This window comes from Spirosoma soli (assembly GCF_042684525.1).
GTDB classification, from domain to species: Bacteria; Bacteroidota; Bacteroidia; order Cytophagales; family Spirosomataceae; genus Spirosoma; species Spirosoma soli.
On the sequence record NZ_JBHULN010000010.1, the window covers coordinates 1 to 20059 of the forward strand.

Annotated in this window: 17 protein-coding genes and 1 rRNA gene; 10 read left to right on the plus strand and 8 right to left on the minus strand. The window is 46.6% G+C overall.

Annotated features, from left to right (window positions below; all coding sequences use genetic code 11):
* A 16S ribosomal RNA gene (locus ACFSUS_RS16555) occupies positions 1-122 on the minus strand; the annotation flags it as partial.
* A gap of 727 nt (positions 123-849) precedes the next feature.
* Between ACFSUS_RS16555 and ACFSUS_RS16560 the strand changes: the two genes are divergently transcribed.
* The 3 genes from ACFSUS_RS16560 (at position 850) to ACFSUS_RS16570 (ending at position 6334) form a co-directional block, all read left to right on the plus strand.
* Positions 850-2076, plus strand: coding sequence for a metallophosphoesterase family protein (locus ACFSUS_RS16560; RefSeq protein ID WP_381524463.1), 1227 nt, complete (start codon positions 850-852; stop codon positions 2074-2076).
* The gene (locus tag ACFSUS_RS16565) at positions 2073-5159 is read left to right on the plus strand and encodes an AAA family ATPase (RefSeq protein WP_381524465.1); all 3087 of its coding nucleotides are present in this window, start codon (positions 2073-2075) and stop codon (positions 5157-5159) included. The genes ACFSUS_RS16560 and ACFSUS_RS16565 overlap by 4 nt, the downstream gene beginning before the upstream one ends.
* A gap of 152 nt (positions 5160-5311) precedes the next feature.
* On the plus strand, positions 5312-6334 hold the full coding sequence (locus tag ACFSUS_RS16570; RefSeq protein WP_381524467.1) for an alkaline phosphatase D family protein: 1023 nt from the start codon (positions 5312-5314) through the stop codon (positions 6332-6334).
* Between the two features lie 80 nt (positions 6335-6414).
* On the opposite strand, the gene ACFSUS_RS16575 is transcribed toward ACFSUS_RS16570, so the two are convergent.
* The 3 genes from ACFSUS_RS16575 to ACFSUS_RS16585 form a co-directional block, all read right to left on the minus strand.
* Positions 6415-7236 carry an enoyl-ACP reductase FabI gene (locus ACFSUS_RS16575; protein ID WP_381524469.1) on the minus strand — a complete coding sequence of 274 codons (822 nt, stop codon included), beginning with the start codon at positions 7234-7236 and terminating at the stop codon, positions 6415-6417.
* A gap of 121 nt (positions 7237-7357) precedes the next feature.
* Positions 7358-8395 (minus strand): alpha/beta hydrolase, encoded by a 1038-nt coding sequence (locus ACFSUS_RS16580; protein ID WP_381524471.1) that lies wholly within the window; start codon positions 8393-8395, stop codon positions 7358-7360.
* A gap of 14 nt (positions 8396-8409) precedes the next feature.
* Positions 8410-9816, minus strand: coding sequence for a methyltransferase RsmF C-terminal domain-like protein (locus ACFSUS_RS16585; protein WP_381524473.1), 1407 nt, complete (start codon positions 9814-9816; stop codon positions 8410-8412).
* Positions 9817-9863: 47 nt separating this feature from the next.
* Here ACFSUS_RS16585 and ACFSUS_RS16590 point away from each other — a divergent pair, with 47 nt between their 5' ends.
* On the plus strand, positions 9864-10382 hold the full coding sequence (locus ACFSUS_RS16590) for a KdsC family phosphatase (RefSeq protein ID WP_381524475.1): 519 nt from the start codon (positions 9864-9866) through the stop codon (positions 10380-10382).
* Between the two features lie 98 nt (positions 10383-10480).
* Positions 10481-11752, plus strand: a complete 1272-nt coding sequence (gene bioA / locus ACFSUS_RS16595) for an adenosylmethionine--8-amino-7-oxononanoate transaminase (RefSeq protein ID WP_381524476.1) — start codon at positions 10481-10483, stop codon at positions 11750-11752.
* Between the two features lie 75 nt (positions 11753-11827).
* Here bioA and ACFSUS_RS16600 read toward each other — a convergent pair whose 3' ends face one another.
* Positions 11828-12496, minus strand: coding sequence for an AlbA family DNA-binding domain-containing protein (locus ACFSUS_RS16600; RefSeq protein WP_381524477.1), 669 nt, complete (start codon positions 12494-12496; stop codon positions 11828-11830).
* A 233-nt stretch (positions 12497-12729) separates the two neighbouring features.
* Between ACFSUS_RS16600 and ACFSUS_RS16605 the strand changes: the two genes are divergently transcribed.
* Positions 12730-13218, plus strand: coding sequence for a sterol desaturase family protein (locus ACFSUS_RS16605; RefSeq protein ID WP_381524478.1), 489 nt, complete (start codon positions 12730-12732; stop codon positions 13216-13218).
* A gap of 76 nt (positions 13219-13294) precedes the next feature.
* On the opposite strand, the gene ACFSUS_RS16610 is transcribed toward ACFSUS_RS16605, so the two are convergent.
* The gene (locus ACFSUS_RS16610) at positions 13295-13516 is read right to left on the minus strand and encodes a DUF2795 domain-containing protein (protein ID WP_009284883.1); all 222 of its coding nucleotides are present in this window, start codon (positions 13514-13516) and stop codon (positions 13295-13297) included.
* Positions 13517-13770: 254 nt separating this feature from the next.
* Between ACFSUS_RS16610 and ACFSUS_RS16615 the strand changes: the two genes are divergently transcribed.
* The gene (locus tag ACFSUS_RS16615) at positions 13771-14511 is read left to right on the plus strand and encodes a copper homeostasis protein CutC (RefSeq protein ID WP_381524480.1); all 741 of its coding nucleotides are present in this window, start codon (positions 13771-13773) and stop codon (positions 14509-14511) included.
* Here ACFSUS_RS16615 and purU read toward each other — a convergent pair.
* Positions 14506-15345 (minus strand): formyltetrahydrofolate deformylase, encoded by an 840-nt coding sequence (purU, locus tag ACFSUS_RS16620; RefSeq protein WP_381524483.1) that lies wholly within the window; start codon positions 15343-15345, stop codon positions 14506-14508. The two genes, ACFSUS_RS16615 and purU, sit on opposite strands and share 6 nt — an antisense overlap.
* A gap of 79 nt (positions 15346-15424) precedes the next feature.
* Here purU and ACFSUS_RS16625 point away from each other — a divergent pair, with 79 nt between their 5' ends.
* The 3 genes from ACFSUS_RS16625 (at position 15425) to mog (ending at position 18827) form a co-directional block, all read left to right on the plus strand.
* Positions 15425-16393, plus strand: coding sequence for a N(4)-(beta-N-acetylglucosaminyl)-L-asparaginase (locus tag ACFSUS_RS16625; protein WP_381524485.1), 969 nt, complete (start codon positions 15425-15427; stop codon positions 16391-16393).
* Positions 16394-16485: 92 nt separating this feature from the next.
* Complete coding sequence (locus ACFSUS_RS16630; RefSeq protein ID WP_381524487.1) at positions 16486-18303, plus strand: glycosyltransferase; 1818 nt, start codon at positions 16486-16488, stop codon at positions 18301-18303.
* The gene (mog, locus tag ACFSUS_RS16635; RefSeq protein ID WP_381524488.1) at positions 18300-18827 is read left to right on the plus strand and encodes a molybdopterin adenylyltransferase; all 528 of its coding nucleotides are present in this window, start codon (positions 18300-18302) and stop codon (positions 18825-18827) included. Before ACFSUS_RS16630 ends, mog begins: the two co-directional genes overlap by 4 nt.
* Positions 18828-18853: 26 nt before the next feature.
* Here the strand turns inward: mog and ACFSUS_RS16640 are convergent, their stop codons facing one another.
* Positions 18854-20050: an anhydro-N-acetylmuramic acid kinase gene (locus ACFSUS_RS16640; protein WP_381524490.1), complete on the minus strand. Its 1197-nt coding sequence runs from the start codon at positions 20048-20050 to the stop codon at positions 18854-18856.
* Between the last annotated feature and the right edge of the window lie 9 nt (positions 20051-20059).

Genomic DNA, 20059 nt, shown 5'->3' on the forward strand with positions numbered 1-20059 from the left:
TTGTGGGCAGGTTGCTTACGCGTTACGCACCCGTTTGCCACTGCTCTTGCGAGCCGTTCGACTTGCATGTATTAGGCCTGCCGCTAGCGTTCATCCTGAGCCAGGATCAAACTCTCCATCGTAAATAATTGTGTCTCACCCGCAGGTGAAACTGTCTTGTTCAACCGACGCCTAAGGCGTATGGTTGAGTTGCTTGTTGTGCTGACCGTTTGTCAAAGAACAAATCGCCTGGCCCGTTGGCCGAAGCGCGGTGAGAAGAACTCAGGGAGTGTCTCTCGTTGTGTTTGGGAGGGCAAAGGTACGCTGCTTTTTCCCGTTTGTCAAGTAAAAACTAAAAATTATTTTAAGGCTTGATTTTCAGTTTGTTACTCTAACTCGCTCATAAACACGGTGTTATGTTTGTTTGTAAGCGAGCCCCTTATCGTTTGGGAGTGCAAAGCTACGAGACTGGTTTGACTTTGTCAAGTACTTACCGAAAAAAAACTTTTCTTTGTTGTTCAGTTTTTGGTTGCGGCTGCTGGTGGAGAATAGGTTTAGTACTGCTTCCCCAGCATCTTCCCTGGATTTGGGACTGCAAAGGTAGGGGTCTGCGAGGGGTATGTCAAGGGCTGGTCAGGAAATAGTGTAGTCTGCAGGAAGCTCAGCCAGGTAAGTGGCCAATCATCAGCCACTTACTAATCCGAAATTGTTTAAACTTTTTTTAGAAGGTTGTAATGCTTTTTGTTTCGGACTTGCTCTGCTTGTTAGATAAGCATCGAAATTGAAGCATTAAACCATTTTTTGCAGGACCTATAAGTTATATTGCACCCTTCTTTTTGAAAACGGCCTAATAGTTCGTCGTCGCAAGTCATGAAGATACTACATACAGCAGATTGGCATTTAGGGAAACGTTTGCAGGATTTCCAACGACTTCAAGAGCAGCAAAATGTGCTGGATGAGATTGTACAAATTGCAGATCGTGAACAAGTGGATCTTGTACTTATAGCTGGCGACTTGTTTGATACGTTTAACCCTGATCCGAAAGCGGAAGATCTACTATATAGTATGCTCAAGAAACTGAGCGTTGGCGGAAGACGGCCTGTAGTTGCGATTGCTGGCAATCATGATAATCCAGACCGTATCGAAGCACAAGATCACTTTGCACGCGAATGCGGTATCATCTTCGCTGGATTTCCTAAAACCGAGGTTCAGTCCTACGAATTAAGTTGTGAAGCAAAGCTTTTACGTTCGGCACCGGGGTTTGTTGAAATAAAATTACCCCGACATACCGCTCCAGTACGCATTATATTGACGCCGTACGCAAACGAAACGAGAATGCGCTCTTATTTTGGACTAACTAGTTTTGGGGATGAGCTAAGACAGGAGTTGCAACAGCATTGGGCGACGTTGGCTGATACGTATATGGACAAGCGAGGGGTTAATTTGTTAATGGCCCATTTGTTTGTGATGAAGCGCGGTGGTGAACAACCAGAGGAGTCAGATGATGAGCGAAGCATTCTACAAGTAGGTGGAGCGTCAGTCGTATATACAGACATGATCCCTCCTCAAGTACAGTACACAGCCTTAGGGCACTTACACCGCTATCAGGAAATCGCTGGCGGCCCTAGTCCAGTCATATATAGTAGTAGCCCATTAGCGTACAGTTTTGCGGAAGCTGATCAACAAAAGTTCGTTGTTCTGATTGAAGCTAAGCCCGGAAAACCGGTAGTTTTTACACCTAAGTCCTTGTCAACGGGCAAACGGTTACTGCGGCCTAAGTTTAAACGGGTGGATGATGCTGTCGACTGGCTTAAGCAAAACCCGGACTGTTATGCCGAAATTACGTTGCAAACACCGACTTACTTAACTAGCGAGGAGCGTCGTCAGCTGCAACAAGCACATGAGTCACTAGTAACAATCATTCCGGATGTGCGAGATATTACGGTAGACGATCAGGAAGCGGCTCCAGCTATTGATCTTACACAAAGCATAGAAACCCTATTTACCGATTACTTTAAAAACAAGAACAAAGGCCAAAAGCCTAATGAACGGCTACAACAATTGTTCAAAGAGATTTTAGCAACTGAACCTGAATGATACCTATTAAGCTGTCTATTCAAGGGCTTTACTCGTACCAGGACTTACAGGAAGTTAACTTTCAGCAACTGATTGGGTCGAGTGTCTTTGGCATCTTCGGTAAGGTCGGCAGCGGTAAGACATCCTTACTGGAAGCGATCAGTTTTGCTTTGTATGGCGAAACCGAACGGCTTAACAGTCGAGACAATCGCCAATACAATATGATGAACCTAAAATCGAAGCATTTAAAAATCGATTTTGAGTTTCAGGCAGGTCCCGACCAGCACGTATACAAGTTTATCTACGAAGCGAAACGGCATCCTAAAAAACATCATGAAATTACTCCCGGTGAACGGCGAATGTTCATTAGACAGGAGAACGACTGGCATCCGATTGGTAATGAGAAGGAGGATATTGCTGTTCTGTCGAAACAGATTTTAGGATTAGACTACGACAATTTTAAACGAACCATCATTATTCCCCAGAATCAGTTTCGGGAATTTCTCGAGCTGAGTCCGCGTGACCGCACGGAGATGATGAACCGATTGTTTAAGTTAGATCAATACGATTTAGCCAGTCGAGTTAATAAACTGAGTAAGGCAAACGACGAACAGCTCTCTGAATTACGTGGCCTACTTAGTCCGTTGGAGGACGTGACGCCAGAAGCCATTGAGGAAGCTAAAATTTCTATTACTACGATCCTGGAGCGGCTAGCCGTTCAAGAATGTCAGATTAAACAGTTAGAGCCTGACGAAAAGCGATTACTTGATAGTCAGACACGAAGCAAAACCTTAGCCCTAACTCAGCAGGAATTTGCTAGTCTACTACTAGATGAGCATACGTATCGCCAGCTTGAACAGGACATAGCTCTTTACGAGTCGTGTCGATTAATCTTCCAGGCAGACTTCGGAAACCTTGATAAACTGCTTTATAAGCAGACAAAGCTAACCGAAGATCAGCGAGCCGCCCAATTGCAACTAGCTACAGTAACGAAGCAATTAACAGGCTTACGAGGCTTGTATGATGCAGCTAAGCAGGCTTATGAGCGTCGAGAAGAGCTTCAGCAGAAGATTGACGAATTAGACACTGTTCAACTAATCAGAACACTACAGCAAGGTATTAGTCAGCAAACTCAAAATCGAGATGTGCTGACAAAGCAGCTTGAACGGCAGACTAATCAAATTGAGAAATACAAAGCAGACCGTAAGAAACACCAATCTATCCTGGACACAGCACTAGGATTAACGTCTAACTTAGAACGGCTTTACGAGGTAAAAAACTGGTTTGCCTTATACAGACCGCTCAAAGAACGAGCTGACGATTTGCAAAACGCTATCGAGAATTATGATGTAACAGTTGAACAGCTTAAGCAACGTAAGAACGATGCCTTGGTTGGTTTTCCTCCTGAATGGGCAACTTTGACACTTAAAACGTTACCTGATCAGATTGAAGAAGCTCTAATTCAGTTAAAAAGCATCCGTGAAGATCGTGAAGCAAAACACCGGCAGACGTTGGTTCAGGATGAGATTCGCAAGTATGCCGATGCTCTGAACGATGGCCAGCCTTGCCCACTGTGTGGTTCCGAGCATCATCCAAACCGCCATAAAATCAATTATAACAATACAGACGTACTGCGAAGCGAGGCTGCTTTGAAGAAAGTAGTTCAACGTATTGAAGATACTACTACGCTCCAGTTAACAATTAAAGAACTGGCAACGAAACTGCGTAGTGAACTCGACAATGGTAAACGATTAACTCAGGAACGGGGCGAAGTTATTAAACAACTAACGGAACACGAAGACAACTTCATGTGGTCTGAATTTTCGAAAGACCAGGAAAGTCACGTAACCGAATCTATTCGGAAAGAAAGTGTTGTTCAGAAACAGCTACAGGATGCCCAACAAGCAATCAAGGAGTTGAATAAGCTGATTGACGAAGCCGAAACGGCATGCAAAGAGCAGTTAGGCAAAGTAGCTGACGCAGAAAAAGCGATATCGGGTCAGGAGGGCCAGTTGCAAACAGCGGTTGAATCCCTGGAGCATTTTAAGCTAGATGAAGTTAAACGATGGGGGCTAAGCCAGATTGCCGATATGCGTGAATCGTTGAGCCACACCTACAATCAGACTAAGGTTAACTTCGAGGATGCCGAAAAACAAAAGAGCGCGGCAGAGAAAGCACTAGCAACAGCAGAAGAACAGGTTCAGCAGATTAACAAACAGCTTACTGAAATCGCCCTTGAGGTAGACGCCCTTGAACTGCGAATTACCCAAAATCTAACTGATAAAAGTTTAGATCGGGGACAGGTAGAGAAAATCATAAAATCTGAACTCAATGCCGATCAGGCCAGGCAACGAATTAAAGAATATGGCGAGAAACGCAGTGGGCTTCAGCTACAAGTAGAAACGTTAGAAGCTGAGCTTCTCGAGCACCCTTTTGACCCGGTTGCGTTAGAAACCGTACAGGCACAATTGCAGTCGTTACAAACAGAAAAGGATGAGTTAAACAAAGAGCATGGCCGAGCATCAACCATCTTAACCACGCTCGAGATACAGTGGCAGCAAAAGCAGGATCATCAGAAACGGTACGATGAACTGGATCTCCGGCGACAGGATTTAAAGAAAATGGATGAAATGTTCCGGGCGCAGGGCTTTGTAAACTACGTTTCATCGGTCTATCTCAAAAATCTCTGCGAATCAGCCAACGAGCGATTCTTTAAGCTGACGAATAATCAACTTAAGCTGGAGTTAGACGAGAAAAACAATTTTCAGGTGCGGGACTACCTCAACGGGGGTGAAGTTCGTAGTGTTAAGACCTTATCGGGCGGGCAAACCTTTCAGGCATCACTATCGCTGGCACTAGCGCTATCCGATAATATTCAGCATCTCACCAAGGCCAAGCAAAACTTGTTTTTTCTGGATGAAGGTTTTGGTACCTTGGATAAAGACTCTTTACAAACCGTCTTTAAAACTTTAAAAGCCTTACGTTCCGAAAACCGCGTCGTGGGGATTATATCACACGTTGAAGAGCTTCAACAGGAAGTTGATACGTTTATCCGGGCTGAAGCCACCGAAAACGGAAGCCGAATTGTGGCAAGCTGGCAATAAGTAAGGTGCCTAGTGTATGCGGAGGGCGTAGAAAATGCACCAGTGCGTTTGCTACGCCCTCTTTCTACGCCTTATTATTAACAAATCTTGAACTACACTCGAAAACACAGTGTCGGCTCTACTTTTGCTTGCTCAAACCACAAACTGTTTTAATGAAATCCTTCATTGCACTTAGCTTAATTACTGGCTTTATATTGGCCGGATGCCAATCTTCTAAACCCAACACAACTGCCTCCCGATCACAAAAGCCAATTACCACAATTGCCTTCGGCTCTTGTAGCGATCAAAAGCGAGAACAACCTTTATGGGACGATATTGTAGCCCAGAAACCTGATGTCTGGATTTGGTTAGGAGACAACATCTATGGGGATAGTGAAAGCATGGACACGTTGACAGCTAAATATGACCGGCAAAAGGCGAATCCGGTTTATCAGCAGTTGCGACAATCTACTTCTGTGATTGGCGTTTGGGATGACCATGACTACGGTGTCAATGATGGAGGTAAAGAGTACCCTCGACGGAAAGAAAGCCAGCAGCTTATGCTCAATTTTCTGGATATTCCTAGCGACAGCCCGTTACGTACGCAGGATGGGGCCTACTCAGCAAATGTTTACGGCCCAAAGGGAAAACGAGTTAAGGTAATCCTGTTAGATGGCCGCTACTTCCGGGACCCGTTGAAAAAAGATGGGAAAGCTAATGTTCCTGACCCATCAGGTGACATGCTCGGCGAGGCTCAGTGGCAGTGGCTTGAAAAACAACTGACCAACTCCGATGCAGATGTGCATATCATTGGCTGTGGCATTCAATTCTTACCCGAAGAGCACGTGTATGAAAAATGGGCTAACTTTCCAACATCGCGCCAGCGGTTCCTTGACTTACTCAGCAAAACGAAGCCTAAGGGGGCTATGCTCATCAGTGGCGACCGACACATTGCAGAAGTGTCAAAAGTAAAGATACCAGGTTTGGCTTACGATCTTTACGATATCACGAGTAGCGGCTTAACGCACGTTTCGGCTCCGCACGAAGAGCCAAATCGTCATCGAGTAGGTGAAATGGTGGCCAAGCTAAACTACGGGTTGATTACAGTTGATTGGAACGCTAAGCCACTTCGTGCAACTGTTAAAATAAACGGAGATAATCAGGCAACGTACTTGACGCAGGCAATCGACTTTTAATTAGTCGTTGCCTTTGCTTACAATAACAGACGGGACCTTGTAGCTTTTACAAGGTCCCGTCCGTTGTTGATGGTTGTGTACTAAACTTGTTCCTTATTAATCAGCTCCATTACCTCCTCTGAAATACCGGTCATCGAGAAACCGCCATCATGAAAAAGGTTCTGCATAGTAACCATGCGGGTTAGATCGGAGAACAATGTGATGCAGTAATCAGCGCATTGATCGGCAGTAGCGTTGCCGAGGGGTGCTGTCTTATCCGCAAATTCAAAGAAACGATCGAAACCTCCAATACCACTGCCGGCCGTTGTAGGTGTCGGCGATTGAGATACGGTGTTGATACGTACCTTGCGATGGCGACCGTAGCGGTAGCCGAAACTCCGGGCGATAGATTCCAGCAGCGCTTTAGCATCGGCCATATCCGTGTAGAATGGGAACGTCCGCTGAGCCGCCATATAGGTCAGTGCAACTACCGATCCCCATTCGCTGATAGCGTCGAGTTTGTAAGCTGACTGGAGCATCTTATGAAACGAGACAGACGAAATGTCGATCGTTTGTTTCAGCCACTCGTAATTCAAATCAGTATAAGGACGTCCTTTACGGATATTTGGGCTCATGCCGATGCTATGCAACACGAAATCAACTTTACCGCCCAGCACCTCCTGTGATTTGATGAACAGATTATCCAGATCCTCTACGGACGTAGCATCAGCCGGAATGATTTCGGCCTCTGTCTGTTCGGCCAATTTCTTTATTTCGCCCATGCGCATCGCGATAGGCGCGTTAGTAAGAGTAAAGGTGGCGCCTTCTTCCTTTGCTTTTAAAGCAATTTTCCAGGCGATTGAGCTTTCATTGAGGGCACCTGAAATGATGCCGCGTTTTCCAGTTAGTAATCCGTAAGCCATTCTACTAAGTTTTCGGTTCACAGTCTTCGGCGTAAGGCACCAGCACTGCTCACATGTAAGGATTCATTCACTATGTTCACAATTCACGGTGAACTGTGGCGAAAAAGAATTCAAAGTTAGGTTATTTTTTTGGCTGGTAGGCCATGTTCGATGGAGTGACCGACGCAGGAGAAAGTTTTAACACATCCTGCATGAATTTTTCAGAGGCCTGATACACACCCGTTAAATCATCTGACGTAAAATGAGAAGCAATTACATGCTGACCTGCTTTCGGAAAGGCTGCCTTTTGTTTCTTATCAGCTGGCGTACCCAACTGATCGTACATCTCTAGCATAGCCGCTACGGAAACAACTTTGTCCTGATTGTCTTCATCTTTATAATAATAGCCCATAAACAAAGGCTGCTTCACTTTCGCGAACTGCTCTGGCGTCATAAATTCATCCAGCATCGTTTGAAGCGTAATTAGCCCGTTCGTATGGTATTTAGGCAACCAGTAGCGAGCCCGCTCTCCGCTATAATGCGTGTTCACTATGTATTCTCCGCCAAATACCTGGTTTAAAATATGCCTCCCCCAGGGCTTAGTCACAAGTTTTAAGGCTGGATTAGCCACCGCAATGCAGGGCGAGTATAAGATCAGACCGTAGATTTCGGGATGATGCGCGGCCAGATACAATGATAACATACCACCGGCCGACGTACCCATGACGATTACCTTATCACCCAGCGCTTTTCCTACGGCCAACGCCCGTTCGGCTGATGCTACATACTTAGCCGGTGTCATGTCTTTGAAGCCATCTGGCGAATTAACTCCATGCCCATAAGTGCGGGCAAGGTAAAGATTACAACCGAAATGCTTCGCTAATTGCTTATGAACAGGGTCGCCCTCGGCCCAGCTCGCCGAAAAGCCAGGAATATAAACGATACTATAAGGCGTTTTTACCTTGTACAGACTGTCTGCCCAAACAATGCGGGCTTCGTTATCAGGACGGACGTCCTCTTTTTGTTCCGACTCAGCAATACTGTTTTCAAGCTTTACTAAATCAGGGTCAATGGTGATGGGTTCGTCTTTAATAGCGTCGTAGTGTGCAATCGGACCGAGTATATAGCCGCCGACAACGACAGCTAACAACAAGCCGGTAATGGTGAAAAAACGTTTCATGACCGTAATGGTGGTTATGCATATTCTTTAATGTCCATACGAATACGCCAGTCTTTAGGCAGGTAATTATTTACCCGATTGCCAACACCCTTTACCCACCCTAAATTTAAGCCATTATACTGTGCGAGCAACCACCCTTTAACCGCTTCATCCAGCACAAGATTTTCTTTTTTAAAATACCGAATGGCATTTTCTCTACTCAGAGCAACGACGGGTAGATTTCTATTAATGATAGTACTAAGGGCAAGCGCGTGAGACGGGATGAAATCGGTTCCTTTAAACTGTCCGATTTCTAACCCGAACCCTTTGTTACGCAGAGCAACATCCAGGAACAGAAATGATTTTTCGAGTGCCTTAGGCAGTGCCATGACATCGCCGTTAGGTTTCTCCCAAAACGAAAAATCTGACGGATTCTGAAGCCATTTAGCGGCTGAAGCAGTTTCGCGAGGCCGTAACGCCCGAATACTTCGGAAAGTACGGGCGTCTAGCTTGACCGTAGCGGTGAATGCCGTTTTCTGAAACACGCTAATAAAAAAGCCCTCTCCCCGAACGCGGTGCGGATAACATTGGTAACCAACGGCATTACCCGTTTGCTTTTCAACGATGTTCCATTCAGCCGGTAGGTTAAGCGGACGATTACGAAAGCCGTTTTCAGTCAGATAACGTACATTTTCCAGGTTTTCGACATCATTATATGTACAGGTGCTGTAGATAAGCAATCCGCCTTCGTCCAACAAAGGGGCAGCGGCAGCTAGAATCCGCTTTTGTCGGGCGGAGCAAAGAGCTACGTTTACTTCAGACCACTCCTGAATGGCGTCGGGATCTTTCCGAAACAGCCCTTCCCCAGAACAAGGAGCGTCGACCACTACTACGTCAAAGAAACCGGCTAGCTTGTCCATGTCTTCTGGGTCGTGATTGCTGACAACTACGTTAGGATATCCCCATTTCTCGACGTTCTCGCGCAAAACCGACACCCGGCTCCGGATTACTTCATTACATATCAGCAAACTATCAGGGTGCAGAGCCGAGGCTAACAGTGTACTTTTGCCACCAGGTGCTGCACACAAATCCAGTACTCGCAACGGATGTTGACGTAAGGGTCTACTTAGGTTAGCCGTCTGTTTCAAAGCCTCGTTCAGCAGCATAGATGATGCCTCCTGTACGTAATAAGCGCCAGCCTGGAACAACGGGTCTAACGTAAAGCTGGGCCGCTCCGGCAGGTAAAAACCTTCGGCGCACCAGGGCACCCGCTCAAGACCAGTTGTGTCAAGCGCAGGCTTGCTGGGATTTACACGAATACTGACGGGGGCCTCCTGCGTAAGCTCAGTCTCAAATGCCGAAAAATCGGTTCCCAGTTGCGCTTGCATCTGAGCTGTAAAGGCTGAAGGTAGTTCAGCCGATTGCAGGTTGGGTTTATTCATTTAACAAAAATACGGAACAGTCGGTCGGTTTTCGCTAAACTTGCAGCATGACCAATGTACAAGAACGGTTCAAAAGTATTAAAACGTTTGTTTTCGACGTAGATGGTGTCCTCACCGACGGAAGTGTTAACCTGTTAGAATCGGGCGAACAGTTTCGGACCTTTGATATAAAGGATAGCTATGCCATTGAAAAGGCTCTGCAAGCGGGTTTTCGCGTCGGGATTGTCTCGTCGGCAAACGCGGAGGGCGTTCGTAAATGGTTCGGCATTTTAAAGGTAACTGACTTATTTATGGGTGGTCCGCCCGACCAGAAGCTAAATGCTTATCTGGGTTACGTCACCCGCGACAGTCTAAACGAGTCAGAAATTCTTTACATGGGCGACGATTTGCCCGACTGTACCATCTTAAATCGCCCAAACGTACTTGGCGCTTGCCCGGCCGATGCTGTCGATGAGGTTCAAGCTATTTGTCAGTACGTATCACCCAGGTCAGGTGGCCGCGGAGCTGTTCGGGATGTAATCGAACAAGTATTAAAAGCCCAGGGAAAATGGTCAGTAAGCACCTAGATGGCTCTTATTTAACCTAAATAAAGTAGCCTAGAGGATTTACACCGAAGTACACAATTCTTATTACCAGAAGACTAACTCAACCAAGCTTTATTTTTATGAGTGATTTAGCAGCACGTGACCAAGCTGTTATATGGCATCCGTTTACACAAATGCAAACGGCTCCCCTTCCAATTCATATACTCCGGGGCGAGGGATCAATATTATACGGTGCTGATGGTCATGAGTACTTAGATATGATCTCGTCGTGGTGGGTAAATCTGCATGGCCACGCTCATCCTTACATTGCCGAACGCATCTCAAAGCAACTTCAAACGCTGGAGCACGTCATTTTTGCGGGCTTTACACACCAGCCAGCTGTTGAGCTGGCCGAACGATTGCTGACTATTTTACCCCAGAGTCAGGCAAAAGTTTTTTACTCCGACAATGGCTCGACAGCGGTTGAAGTAGCGTTGAAAATGGCTTTTCAGTATTGGCACAACATAGGTCAACCACGCCGAAAAGTCGTTGCCTTAGAAGGTGCCTATCACGGCGATACGTTCGGTGCCATGGCCGTTGGCGGGCGTAGCGCTTTCACAGCTCCTTTCGTGCCGTTTTTATTTGATGTTGAGTATCTACCAGCCCCTATTGCGGGACAGGAAGAAAACGTTTTACAACTGGCTAAAGAGCTATTTACAGAAAACATTGCTGCGTTCATTGTAGAGCCACTTGTGCAAGGATCGGGTGGGATGGTGATGTATGAACCAGCTATATTGAACGAATTATTTGCCATAGCCCGACAGAAAGGTGCCCTTCTGATCGCTGACGAAGTTATGACGGGGTTCGGCCGAACCGGCCAACTTTTTGCCTCATATTACCTGGATATACAGCCTGACTTGATGTGCTTATCTAAAGGTTTAACCGGCGGCACAATGGCTTTGGGCGTCACCACCTGCACTCAGACCATCTACGATGCTTTTTTATCGGACGATAAGTTAAAGACCTTATTTCACGGACACTCGTTTACCGCTAATCCTTTAGCCTGCACTGCCGGATTGGCCAGCCTGGATTTGTTATTATCAGACGAAACCCAAAGCCACATTCAACGTATAAAAAAACAGCAAATTGGCTTCGCAAAACAGTTAAGCAGCCATGCTAAGGTAGAGAATGTGCGTCAGCTGGGTACGCTGTTAGCCTTTGATCTGATTGCTGGCGAACAAACCTCGTACTTCAATAACATTCGCGACGTGGCGTATAACTTTTTATTACAGCGAGGGATTTTGATGCGGCCGCTGGGCAACGTATTGTACATCATGCCGCCTTATTGCACAACCGACGACCAGTTGCAATACACCTATAGCCAAGTGCTGGCGCTGCTTCAGGAATTATAGGATACTTATAAGCCAAAAGCGGCCTAACGCTATGCCTTGAAGGTATAACGATAGGCCGCTTTGGCTTGTGTATAATTAACTCACCGCACGAGTCGTGTATTGGTCCACCACGTCGCTCGGGTGAATTTCCAGCACATTCGCCAGGACAAGCAGCACAAGCGTTCGTGAAGCAATTTTACGCGAAATTCCGGCAATAGATGCGAACAGATCAACGGTAATGCTATTATGCTCACCGAGGTGTTGCATCAGCTTCCGCTCCTTTTCGCCATAACTAAAGCGGATATCACGGGCAGCCTGCTCGCCTTTTAAAATTTCGCGGACCTCACGACTAGCCTGAACAGATTTGTCGGCTACGCGCACGTAAGCCTTCTTGTTATCTGGTTCGTCAGGATCGGGGATGATGTAATGGGGCCGGGTTGGGCTGGGCGGCACCCGAATAACGAGGACTTCACGTTCATCGTAAAGCTGCACTCGTTCGATGGTGTAGGAGATGCGCGGAAAACAGTATTTGTTGATGGCCCGGACGAGTAGGTATTCGTCCTCATCAGCATACTTCAAGCCCGGAATCTTTTTGTCGTCGCCGACGCCGATCAGCATGATACCTCCGTTTGTATTAGCGAAAGCGACCACGCCCCGGATAATTTTCTCGGGATGATTTGTTTTCAGCTTGAACTCTAAATTGCTGCCCTCTCCCCGTCTAACCAGGTTTTTGAGCGCCTGATAGTCCATAACAGATGGGTTCATCTGGTTGAGCACTGAATTGGGTCTATCCAGACCGGAATAAAGATACGTCTTTTCCACAGACTTGCAACTATTCGTTTCCTATCTCTATTTTGCGTTTAAAACTTGGCTCATGCTAGCCAACTTTTCGGCAGAACAAACCGTTAGTGAGTAGATATTTCGGTAGAAAAGCAGACTCGTTATCGCTTGTTCTACTAATTTTTATTTGTACTTCCTGTTACTTAATAAACACAAAAATGCTCTTAAACGTTGCTTTGGTTTTGGGTACCTTTTTGTTCATGGAAGGCGTGGCGTGGTTCACCCACAAGTACGTTATGCATGGTTTCTTGTGGAGCTGGCACCGCGATCATCACAATCACCATAAAGGTTTTTTTGAGATCAACGACTTATTCGCTGTAGTGTTCAGCTTAACGGCAATTAGCCTGATTGTTACGGGCGTAGAGATTCCTGAGTACCGCTTTCTGGCCTGGATTGGCGCGGGCGTAACACTATATGGTATCTTCTATTTTCTTTTTCATGACATAATCGTTCACCGTCGGGTTAAGTTAAAGATCGACACCAGCGGCCGGTATATGCAGCGAATCATGCGCGCACATTACATCCATCACAAGGTTCACACAAAAGAAGGTGCCGAAGCCTTTGGCTTCTTGTACGCGCCCAAGAAATATGATAAATCTGTTAAAGATTCGACGACTAACGCCAAACCAAAGTCAACCACGGCCTAGTAAGACATAAACCATTAAAAAAGGCGTAATCCATTGATTGGATTACGCCTTTTTTAATGAAGACAAGCTCATTAGCTCAGTACTCGTCTTCGTTAAAGAAAAAGTCATCTTTGGTTGGGTAATCCGGCCAAATTTCTTCAATGCTTTCGTAAGGTTGACCATCATCTTCCAACTCCTGTAAGTTCTCTACTACTTCAAGTGGAGCGCCAGAGCGGATAGAGTAATCAATCAATTCATCTTTGGTAGCGGGCCAAGGTGCATCTTCTAAGTAGGATGCTAATTCGAGTGTCCAGTACATAGTGTGTCGTATTTTTAATGACTATCTTTTCAATGAGGCTGCAAAAGTAAAAAAACAGTTAATATGCAAGCTCTTTTCGGCAAAAATGTTCGTAAACGTTGTTTTATGGTGATTTAGGCCATTAACCCATACGGACGACGTTTGTTCAAGTATAGATAAAATCTTTACGTTATCCCACTTTTTTGCTACGAAACGTTGGTATAGTTCAGTTTATTTAACCACTTATTTTTTACTCATTATTTGGCTCCTCTATTATGGTTGTTGAAGTATGTGCTTACTCGCTGGACTCATGCCTAACCGCGCAACGCGCGGGGGCCAAACGCATTGAATTGTGTGGAGGCATGGCAGAAGGCGGTATCACACCGAGCGCTGGTTTAATCCAAATAGCCCGTCGGCACCTGACTATTCCCTTGTTTGTGATGATCCGCCCCAGAGGTGGCGATTTTTTATACTCTGAGTCAGAGCTGGCGGTCATGGAGGCTGATATTCTGATGGCTAAAGAGTTAGGAGCCGACGGTGTTGTACTCGGCATCCTACAACCTGACGGTAGCGTCGATGAAGTTCAAACCCGGTTATTAGTCGAACTCGCCAAACCACTACCCGTTACGTTCCACCGTGCGTTTGACATGACCAGCGATCCTGCTGAAGCGCTGGAAGCCGTTATTCGTACGGGTGCTGTGCGTATTCTAACATCGGGGCAGCGCTCTACGGCTGAAGCTGGCCAACTCGTTTTGCGTCAGTTAGTAAAGCAGGCTGCTAATCGGATAGAGATCATGGCTGGAGCTGGCGTAAATAGTCAAAACGCTAAAGCCTTGGCCCAGGCTGGCGTTAATGCCTTGCATCTGAGTGGGAGCACCAAGCACGACAGTAAAATGATTTACCGTCAACCAGCGGTATCAATGGCTTCGGCCTTACCTGGCGAATATGAATACATTGAGGCCAACGATGCGAAGATTCGGTCGGTTGTTCAGTTAATTAACTCAGCGGCTTTATAAAACAATCGCCCGGTTACCCGATATAAACACACGGTCGTTGAACACTAACTTTAGCGCCTGCGATAACACGATTTTTTCCACGTCCTTACCCTCCGTCGCCATATCAGCAGCTGAGTGGCGATGATCTACCTCTTTCACATTTTGGGCAATGATAGGGCCTTCGTCTAGATCATTATTAACAAAGTGAGCTGTGGCTCCAATGATTTTAACTCCCCGGTCATACGCTTGTCGATAAGGATTGGCACCAATGAAAGCGGGCAGAAAGGAATGATGGATGTTAATGATTCGGTTCGGGAAGTGGTCAACAAAGCTAGGTGTCAGTACTCGCATATATTTAGCCAGCACCAAGTATTCAGGCTCGTAGATAGCTAGTGTTTTCAGAATGACCTCCTCCTGTTCTTCACGAGTTTTGCCCTCGTGCGATACGTAGTGAAACGGTATGCCAAACTTACTAACCAAGGGTTGAAGCGTATTGTAGTTACTTACTACCGCCAGAATGTCGGCATCTAACTCATCGAAGGCATAGCGAATCAGGAGTTCGGCAAGGCAATGGTGTTCTTTGGTTACGAATACAACTATATTTTTCTTTCGTTTCGGATTGAGCCGCAGAGAGATCCCGGTTGGCAAGGTCATATACAATTCTTTGAGTAGTGCCTCATTATCATAGGTTCCCTCAAATTCGGTTCGCATAAAGAACCGCCCTGATGGACTGACGTACTCATCGTTATGGATGATATTCAGGTCGTGTCGAAACAAGACACCTGTTACATGATAAATCAGCCCTTTGTTATCGGGACCATCCATTAGCAGAATATGCTTACTAAGGTCTGCCATACGCGGTTTTTAATAAATCGGTTAAAAGTAGTAAATGCCAAGCGTTTATTCCTTTAATTTGAGCCGCAAGCCTAGCTCTATGGTCAACCGACGCCGTTTTTTATCGTTTAGTTCAATTGTGGGCTTTCTGCCCTCATTAACATTTGGTACGTCCCGAGTTGTTTCTACGGGCAATCAACCGGCTACTAGCCCTATGATTATTTCGACCTGGAAACAGCCTAAAGCAAACCAGGCGGCCCAGGCAGTACTTGATAAAGGAGGCCGCGCCCTGGATGCTGTAGAAGCAGGGGTTCGCGTTCCCGAAGCCGATCCTAACGACATCACTGTAGGCTATGGTGGCTTACCCGACCGTGACGGACACGTTACGTTAGATGCTTGCATTATGGATGAGCGTGGTAATGCCGGATCGGTAACGTTTCTGGAAAATATTATGCACCCCATCTCCGTAGCGAGAGCTGTTATGGAAAAGACTCCTCACGTTATGCTGAGTGGCGAGGGGGCCTTAACCTTTGCGTTGTCTCAAGGTTTCAAGAAAGAAAATTTGCTAACGAAAGAGTCAGAAGCAAAATGGAAAGAGTGGCTTAAAACGGCCCAATATAAACCCAAAGTCAATATTGAACGACACGATACGATTGGGATGCTCGCCATTGATAGCAAAGGCAACATATCTGGTGCTTGTACAACGAGCGGTCTGGCTTATAAAATGCATGGCCGCGTGGGCGACTCACCCATCATAGGGGCAGGGTTGTTCGTCGACAACGAGATTGGGGGAGCCTGCGCCACTGGTTTGGGCGAGTTGGTAATGCGAACCTGCGGCTCATTTCTGGTGGTAGAGCTCATGCGGCAAGGCCGGACACCCCAGCAGGCCTGCGAAGAAGCCGCTTTGCGAATTGTGAAAAAACAAGATTATAAAGACATACAAGTGGGCTTTTTAGCTGTTAACAAACAGGGAGAGTACGGCGCTTACAGCATTCAACCGGGTTTTAATTATACGTTGACTCAGAATAAACAAACCCAGGTAACGGATGCTCGTTCATATTTGAAATAAACAACTTTGCCTTTCATCGTTTATATATGTGATTATTATGGCGCGCCTGGTAATCCAGATTAATGAACGATAAGCCAAAACCACTAACTAATTTGGAATCGGTATTTTCAACGTCGAAGCGAAAATTACTGCTCGAAGTCGCCTGGGAAGTTTGCAATCAGGTGGGCGGAATTTATACGGTCATCCGGTCGAAAGTACCGGCCATGGTCGAGAAATGGGACGATAACTACGTGGCACTCGGCCCCTATTTTTCTCAGCGGGCAGCCGCTGAGTTCGAGCCGATTACCGACTCCGATGAGACTGAAATTGGCCAGACTGTCCGTAGAATGCGCCAGTTAGGCTTTACCGTAGAATACGGATATTGGCTCGTCACGGGTAGGCCGCGAGTTGTGTTATTTGACATCACCAGCATCAGCGTTGACCAGTTAAACTACATAAAAGGTCAGCTTTGGGTAAACTACCAACTCTCCACCTTGAACGTTGAAGACCTCGTTAATCAGACGATTGCCTTCGGCGAAATGGTCCGTATTTTTATTACGTTACTGGCCGAAGACCATTCCAGGCGGGTTGACCTTGTTGCTCATTTTCACGAGTGGATGGCCAGCACGGGTTTAATGGACTTACATCGGGAGAACGTTAAAGTAGCAACCGTATTTACAACCCATGCGACCATGCTGGGGCGGTATCTGGCCCAGAATGAGCCAGGATTTTATGGGAAGTTACCCTTTTTTGACTGGCGACGCGAAGCGCAGCACTACGGCATTGAAACGCAGGCGACAATAGAGCGGCTTTCGGCACAGCAAGCCCATGTTTTTACAACAGTCAGTGACGTAACGGCCCGCGAATGTGAAGTGTTTTTGGGCAGGAACCCTGACCTGATTTTGCCAAACGGCTTGAATATAACGCGGTTTGCGGCTGTCCACGAGTTTCAAAATTTACATGTCAAGTACAAAGAAAAAATTCATGAGTTTGTGATGGGCCATTTCTTCCATAACTACTCATTTGATCTGGAGAAAACCCTTTACTTCTTTACCTCGGGGCGCTTCGAATTCACCAATAAAGGCTATGATATAACGCTAGAGGCTCTTGCCCGATTAAATTACAGAATGCGGGAAGCGGGCATGGACATGACCGTCGTGATGTTCATGGTTACGAAGCAGCCTTATACATCAATCAACCCTGACGTACTACACTCGCGGGCGTTGCTTGATGAAATTCAGGAGACCTGCGAAAGCATTGAAAAACAAGTAGGCGAACGGCTCTTTATGGCGGCCGCATCAGGCCAGGGCATTACGTTACCTGATCTAAATAGCTTTGTGGATGAGTATTGGCGGCTTCGACTCCGGCGAACCGTTCAAAGCTGGAAAAATAAGCAGCTGCCGCCCTTCGTAACTCACAACTTGGTGCAGGAAGACGATATGACACGATTCATTCGCCAAGCCAACTTGGTTAACAATGAATACGACCGGGTTAAGATCGTTTACCATCCTGACTTCATCGCATCAACAAACCCGTTATTTGGCTTAGATTACAGCCAGTTTGTACGGGGTTGCCATTTAGGGGTCTTCCCGAGTTATTACGAGCCTTGGGGTTACACCCCTTTAGAGTGCGTTGTTCGCGGTATTCCTACCGTCACAAGCGATCAATCGGGTTTCGGTGACTTCATTATGCAGATCATGCGTGATTATGAAAACCGAGGTATTTATGTCATCAATCGTCGTACGCAGACCTTCAACGAAGCTGCCGATCAGCTAGCCAACGTATTATTCCGCTTCGTACGGATGGCTCAACGTGATCGTATTGCCCAGCGAAACCGCGTCGAGAGTATCGCCGAAGTGTTTGACTGGAGTAACCTTCGTTCTTATTACGATACGGCACACGATCTGGCCCTTAAACGTAAAAAACCTTGATTCGAATTGGTATTATTAACGTCTCGGACCGGGCCAGCGCGGGCGTTTATGAAGATATTCCGGGTAAAGCCGTTGTAAAGTTGTTGACGGACTGGCTAACCTGCGAATGGAAACCCGTGTATCGGGTTATTCCCGATGAGCAGGATCAATTAGAGGCTACCATGATTGAGTTAGCCGATGCTGAAAGCTGCTGCCTGGTGGTAACAACGGGCGGCACCGGCCCGGCGCTGCGCGATGTAACGCCCGAGGCCACTGAAGCTGTCTGTCAGAAAATGATGCCTGGATTCGGCGAACTCATGCGGCAGGAAAGCTTAAAATACGTACCAACGGCCATCTTATCCCGCCAAACAGCTGGCATCCGAAATCAAACGCTTATATTAAACTTACCTGGCAAGCCAACGGCTATTGGTCAATGTTTGTCGGTTGTATTTCCGGCTATTCCCTACTGCATTGACCTTATTGGTGGTCCGTTCTTAACAACAAACGAAGCAATCATGAAGGTGTTTCGGCCTAAAACAACCTGATTTTATCACGTTGGGACTAAATTTCTTTATTTAGGAAAACTGATCTTACCCATAGACACCGTCGGAACGCCCTGCCGTCCGCCAAACGAGGTAGTCCCCCCAGCCAGACTTTCATTCGCTAGTACAGCAAAGAGTACAGCCTCTTTAGCATCACCATTAATGCCCAGTTCGTCAGTACGTCCAAAGGTGCAGTGAGGTAGTCGTTCCTCAATGGCTCGTGTCAGTACAGGATTATGCATACCACCGCCACTCATGTAAACTTTATACGTCTTGTGTTCGCGTATCACGCGTTGAATAGCGTCGGCAATGGTATCAGCACTGAACTGAACAAGCGTTGCCATAAGATCAGCCTCTACTAGTTCCGTCGTTTGGCTACGTACCTGTGCTTCTTCTACGTAATGAACATTAAACACTTCAGGACCCGTCGTTTTGGGGAAAGGTGCATCGAAAAACGAATTGCTTTTCAGCGCTTGCAGTAATCTGTTATTGATGCGCCCGCTGGCAGCGAATTGGCCGTCTTGGTCGTATGCTTTATCTAGAAAGCGCCGTGCATAGGCATCTAAAAGCGTATTGCCAGGACCGGTGTCAGTAGTGAAAACAGAACCGGCGTCCTGGTCGTCGGGCAGGTACGTAAAGTTAGCGATCCCTCCCATGTTTAGCAGAATGCGATTCTCCCCTGCTGTTGAAAACATGAAATAGTCGCCATAAACTGCCAAGGGTGCTCCTTCTCCACCCAGGGCAATATGTTTCTGGCGAAAATCACTAAACGTTACTATGCCCGAAACAGCGGCTACGTGATCGCCATCGCCAATCTGAAGTGTAGCATTCGGGAACTTATCATGCCGGTGCTGGCTTTTTGGGGCGTGATAGACCGTTTGACCGTGACTTGCAACGGCATCTATAGTATGAGGTTGAACACCCCAATTGCGTAAGCAATCAAGAAGCATTTGGCCATGAAGCCGTCCAATGTAAGGGTTTAATAAACAAAGCCGCTCAAATTCGATTTCTGATTTAGCGAAGATGGTCCGGATCTCGGCCTTCAAGTCGTCGTCATACGGTACGGTAGCAAAACGATCAAGGACAACACTGGTATCAGAACCACTTCCTGAGATTCGACACAAGGCTACATCGAGGCCGTCGAGTGAGGTGCCTGACATGAGTCCTATAATTCGGCGTTCCGGTTTACCCGCTATGGTATAAAGTTGTTGGATTTGTTGATTCATGACTAATCA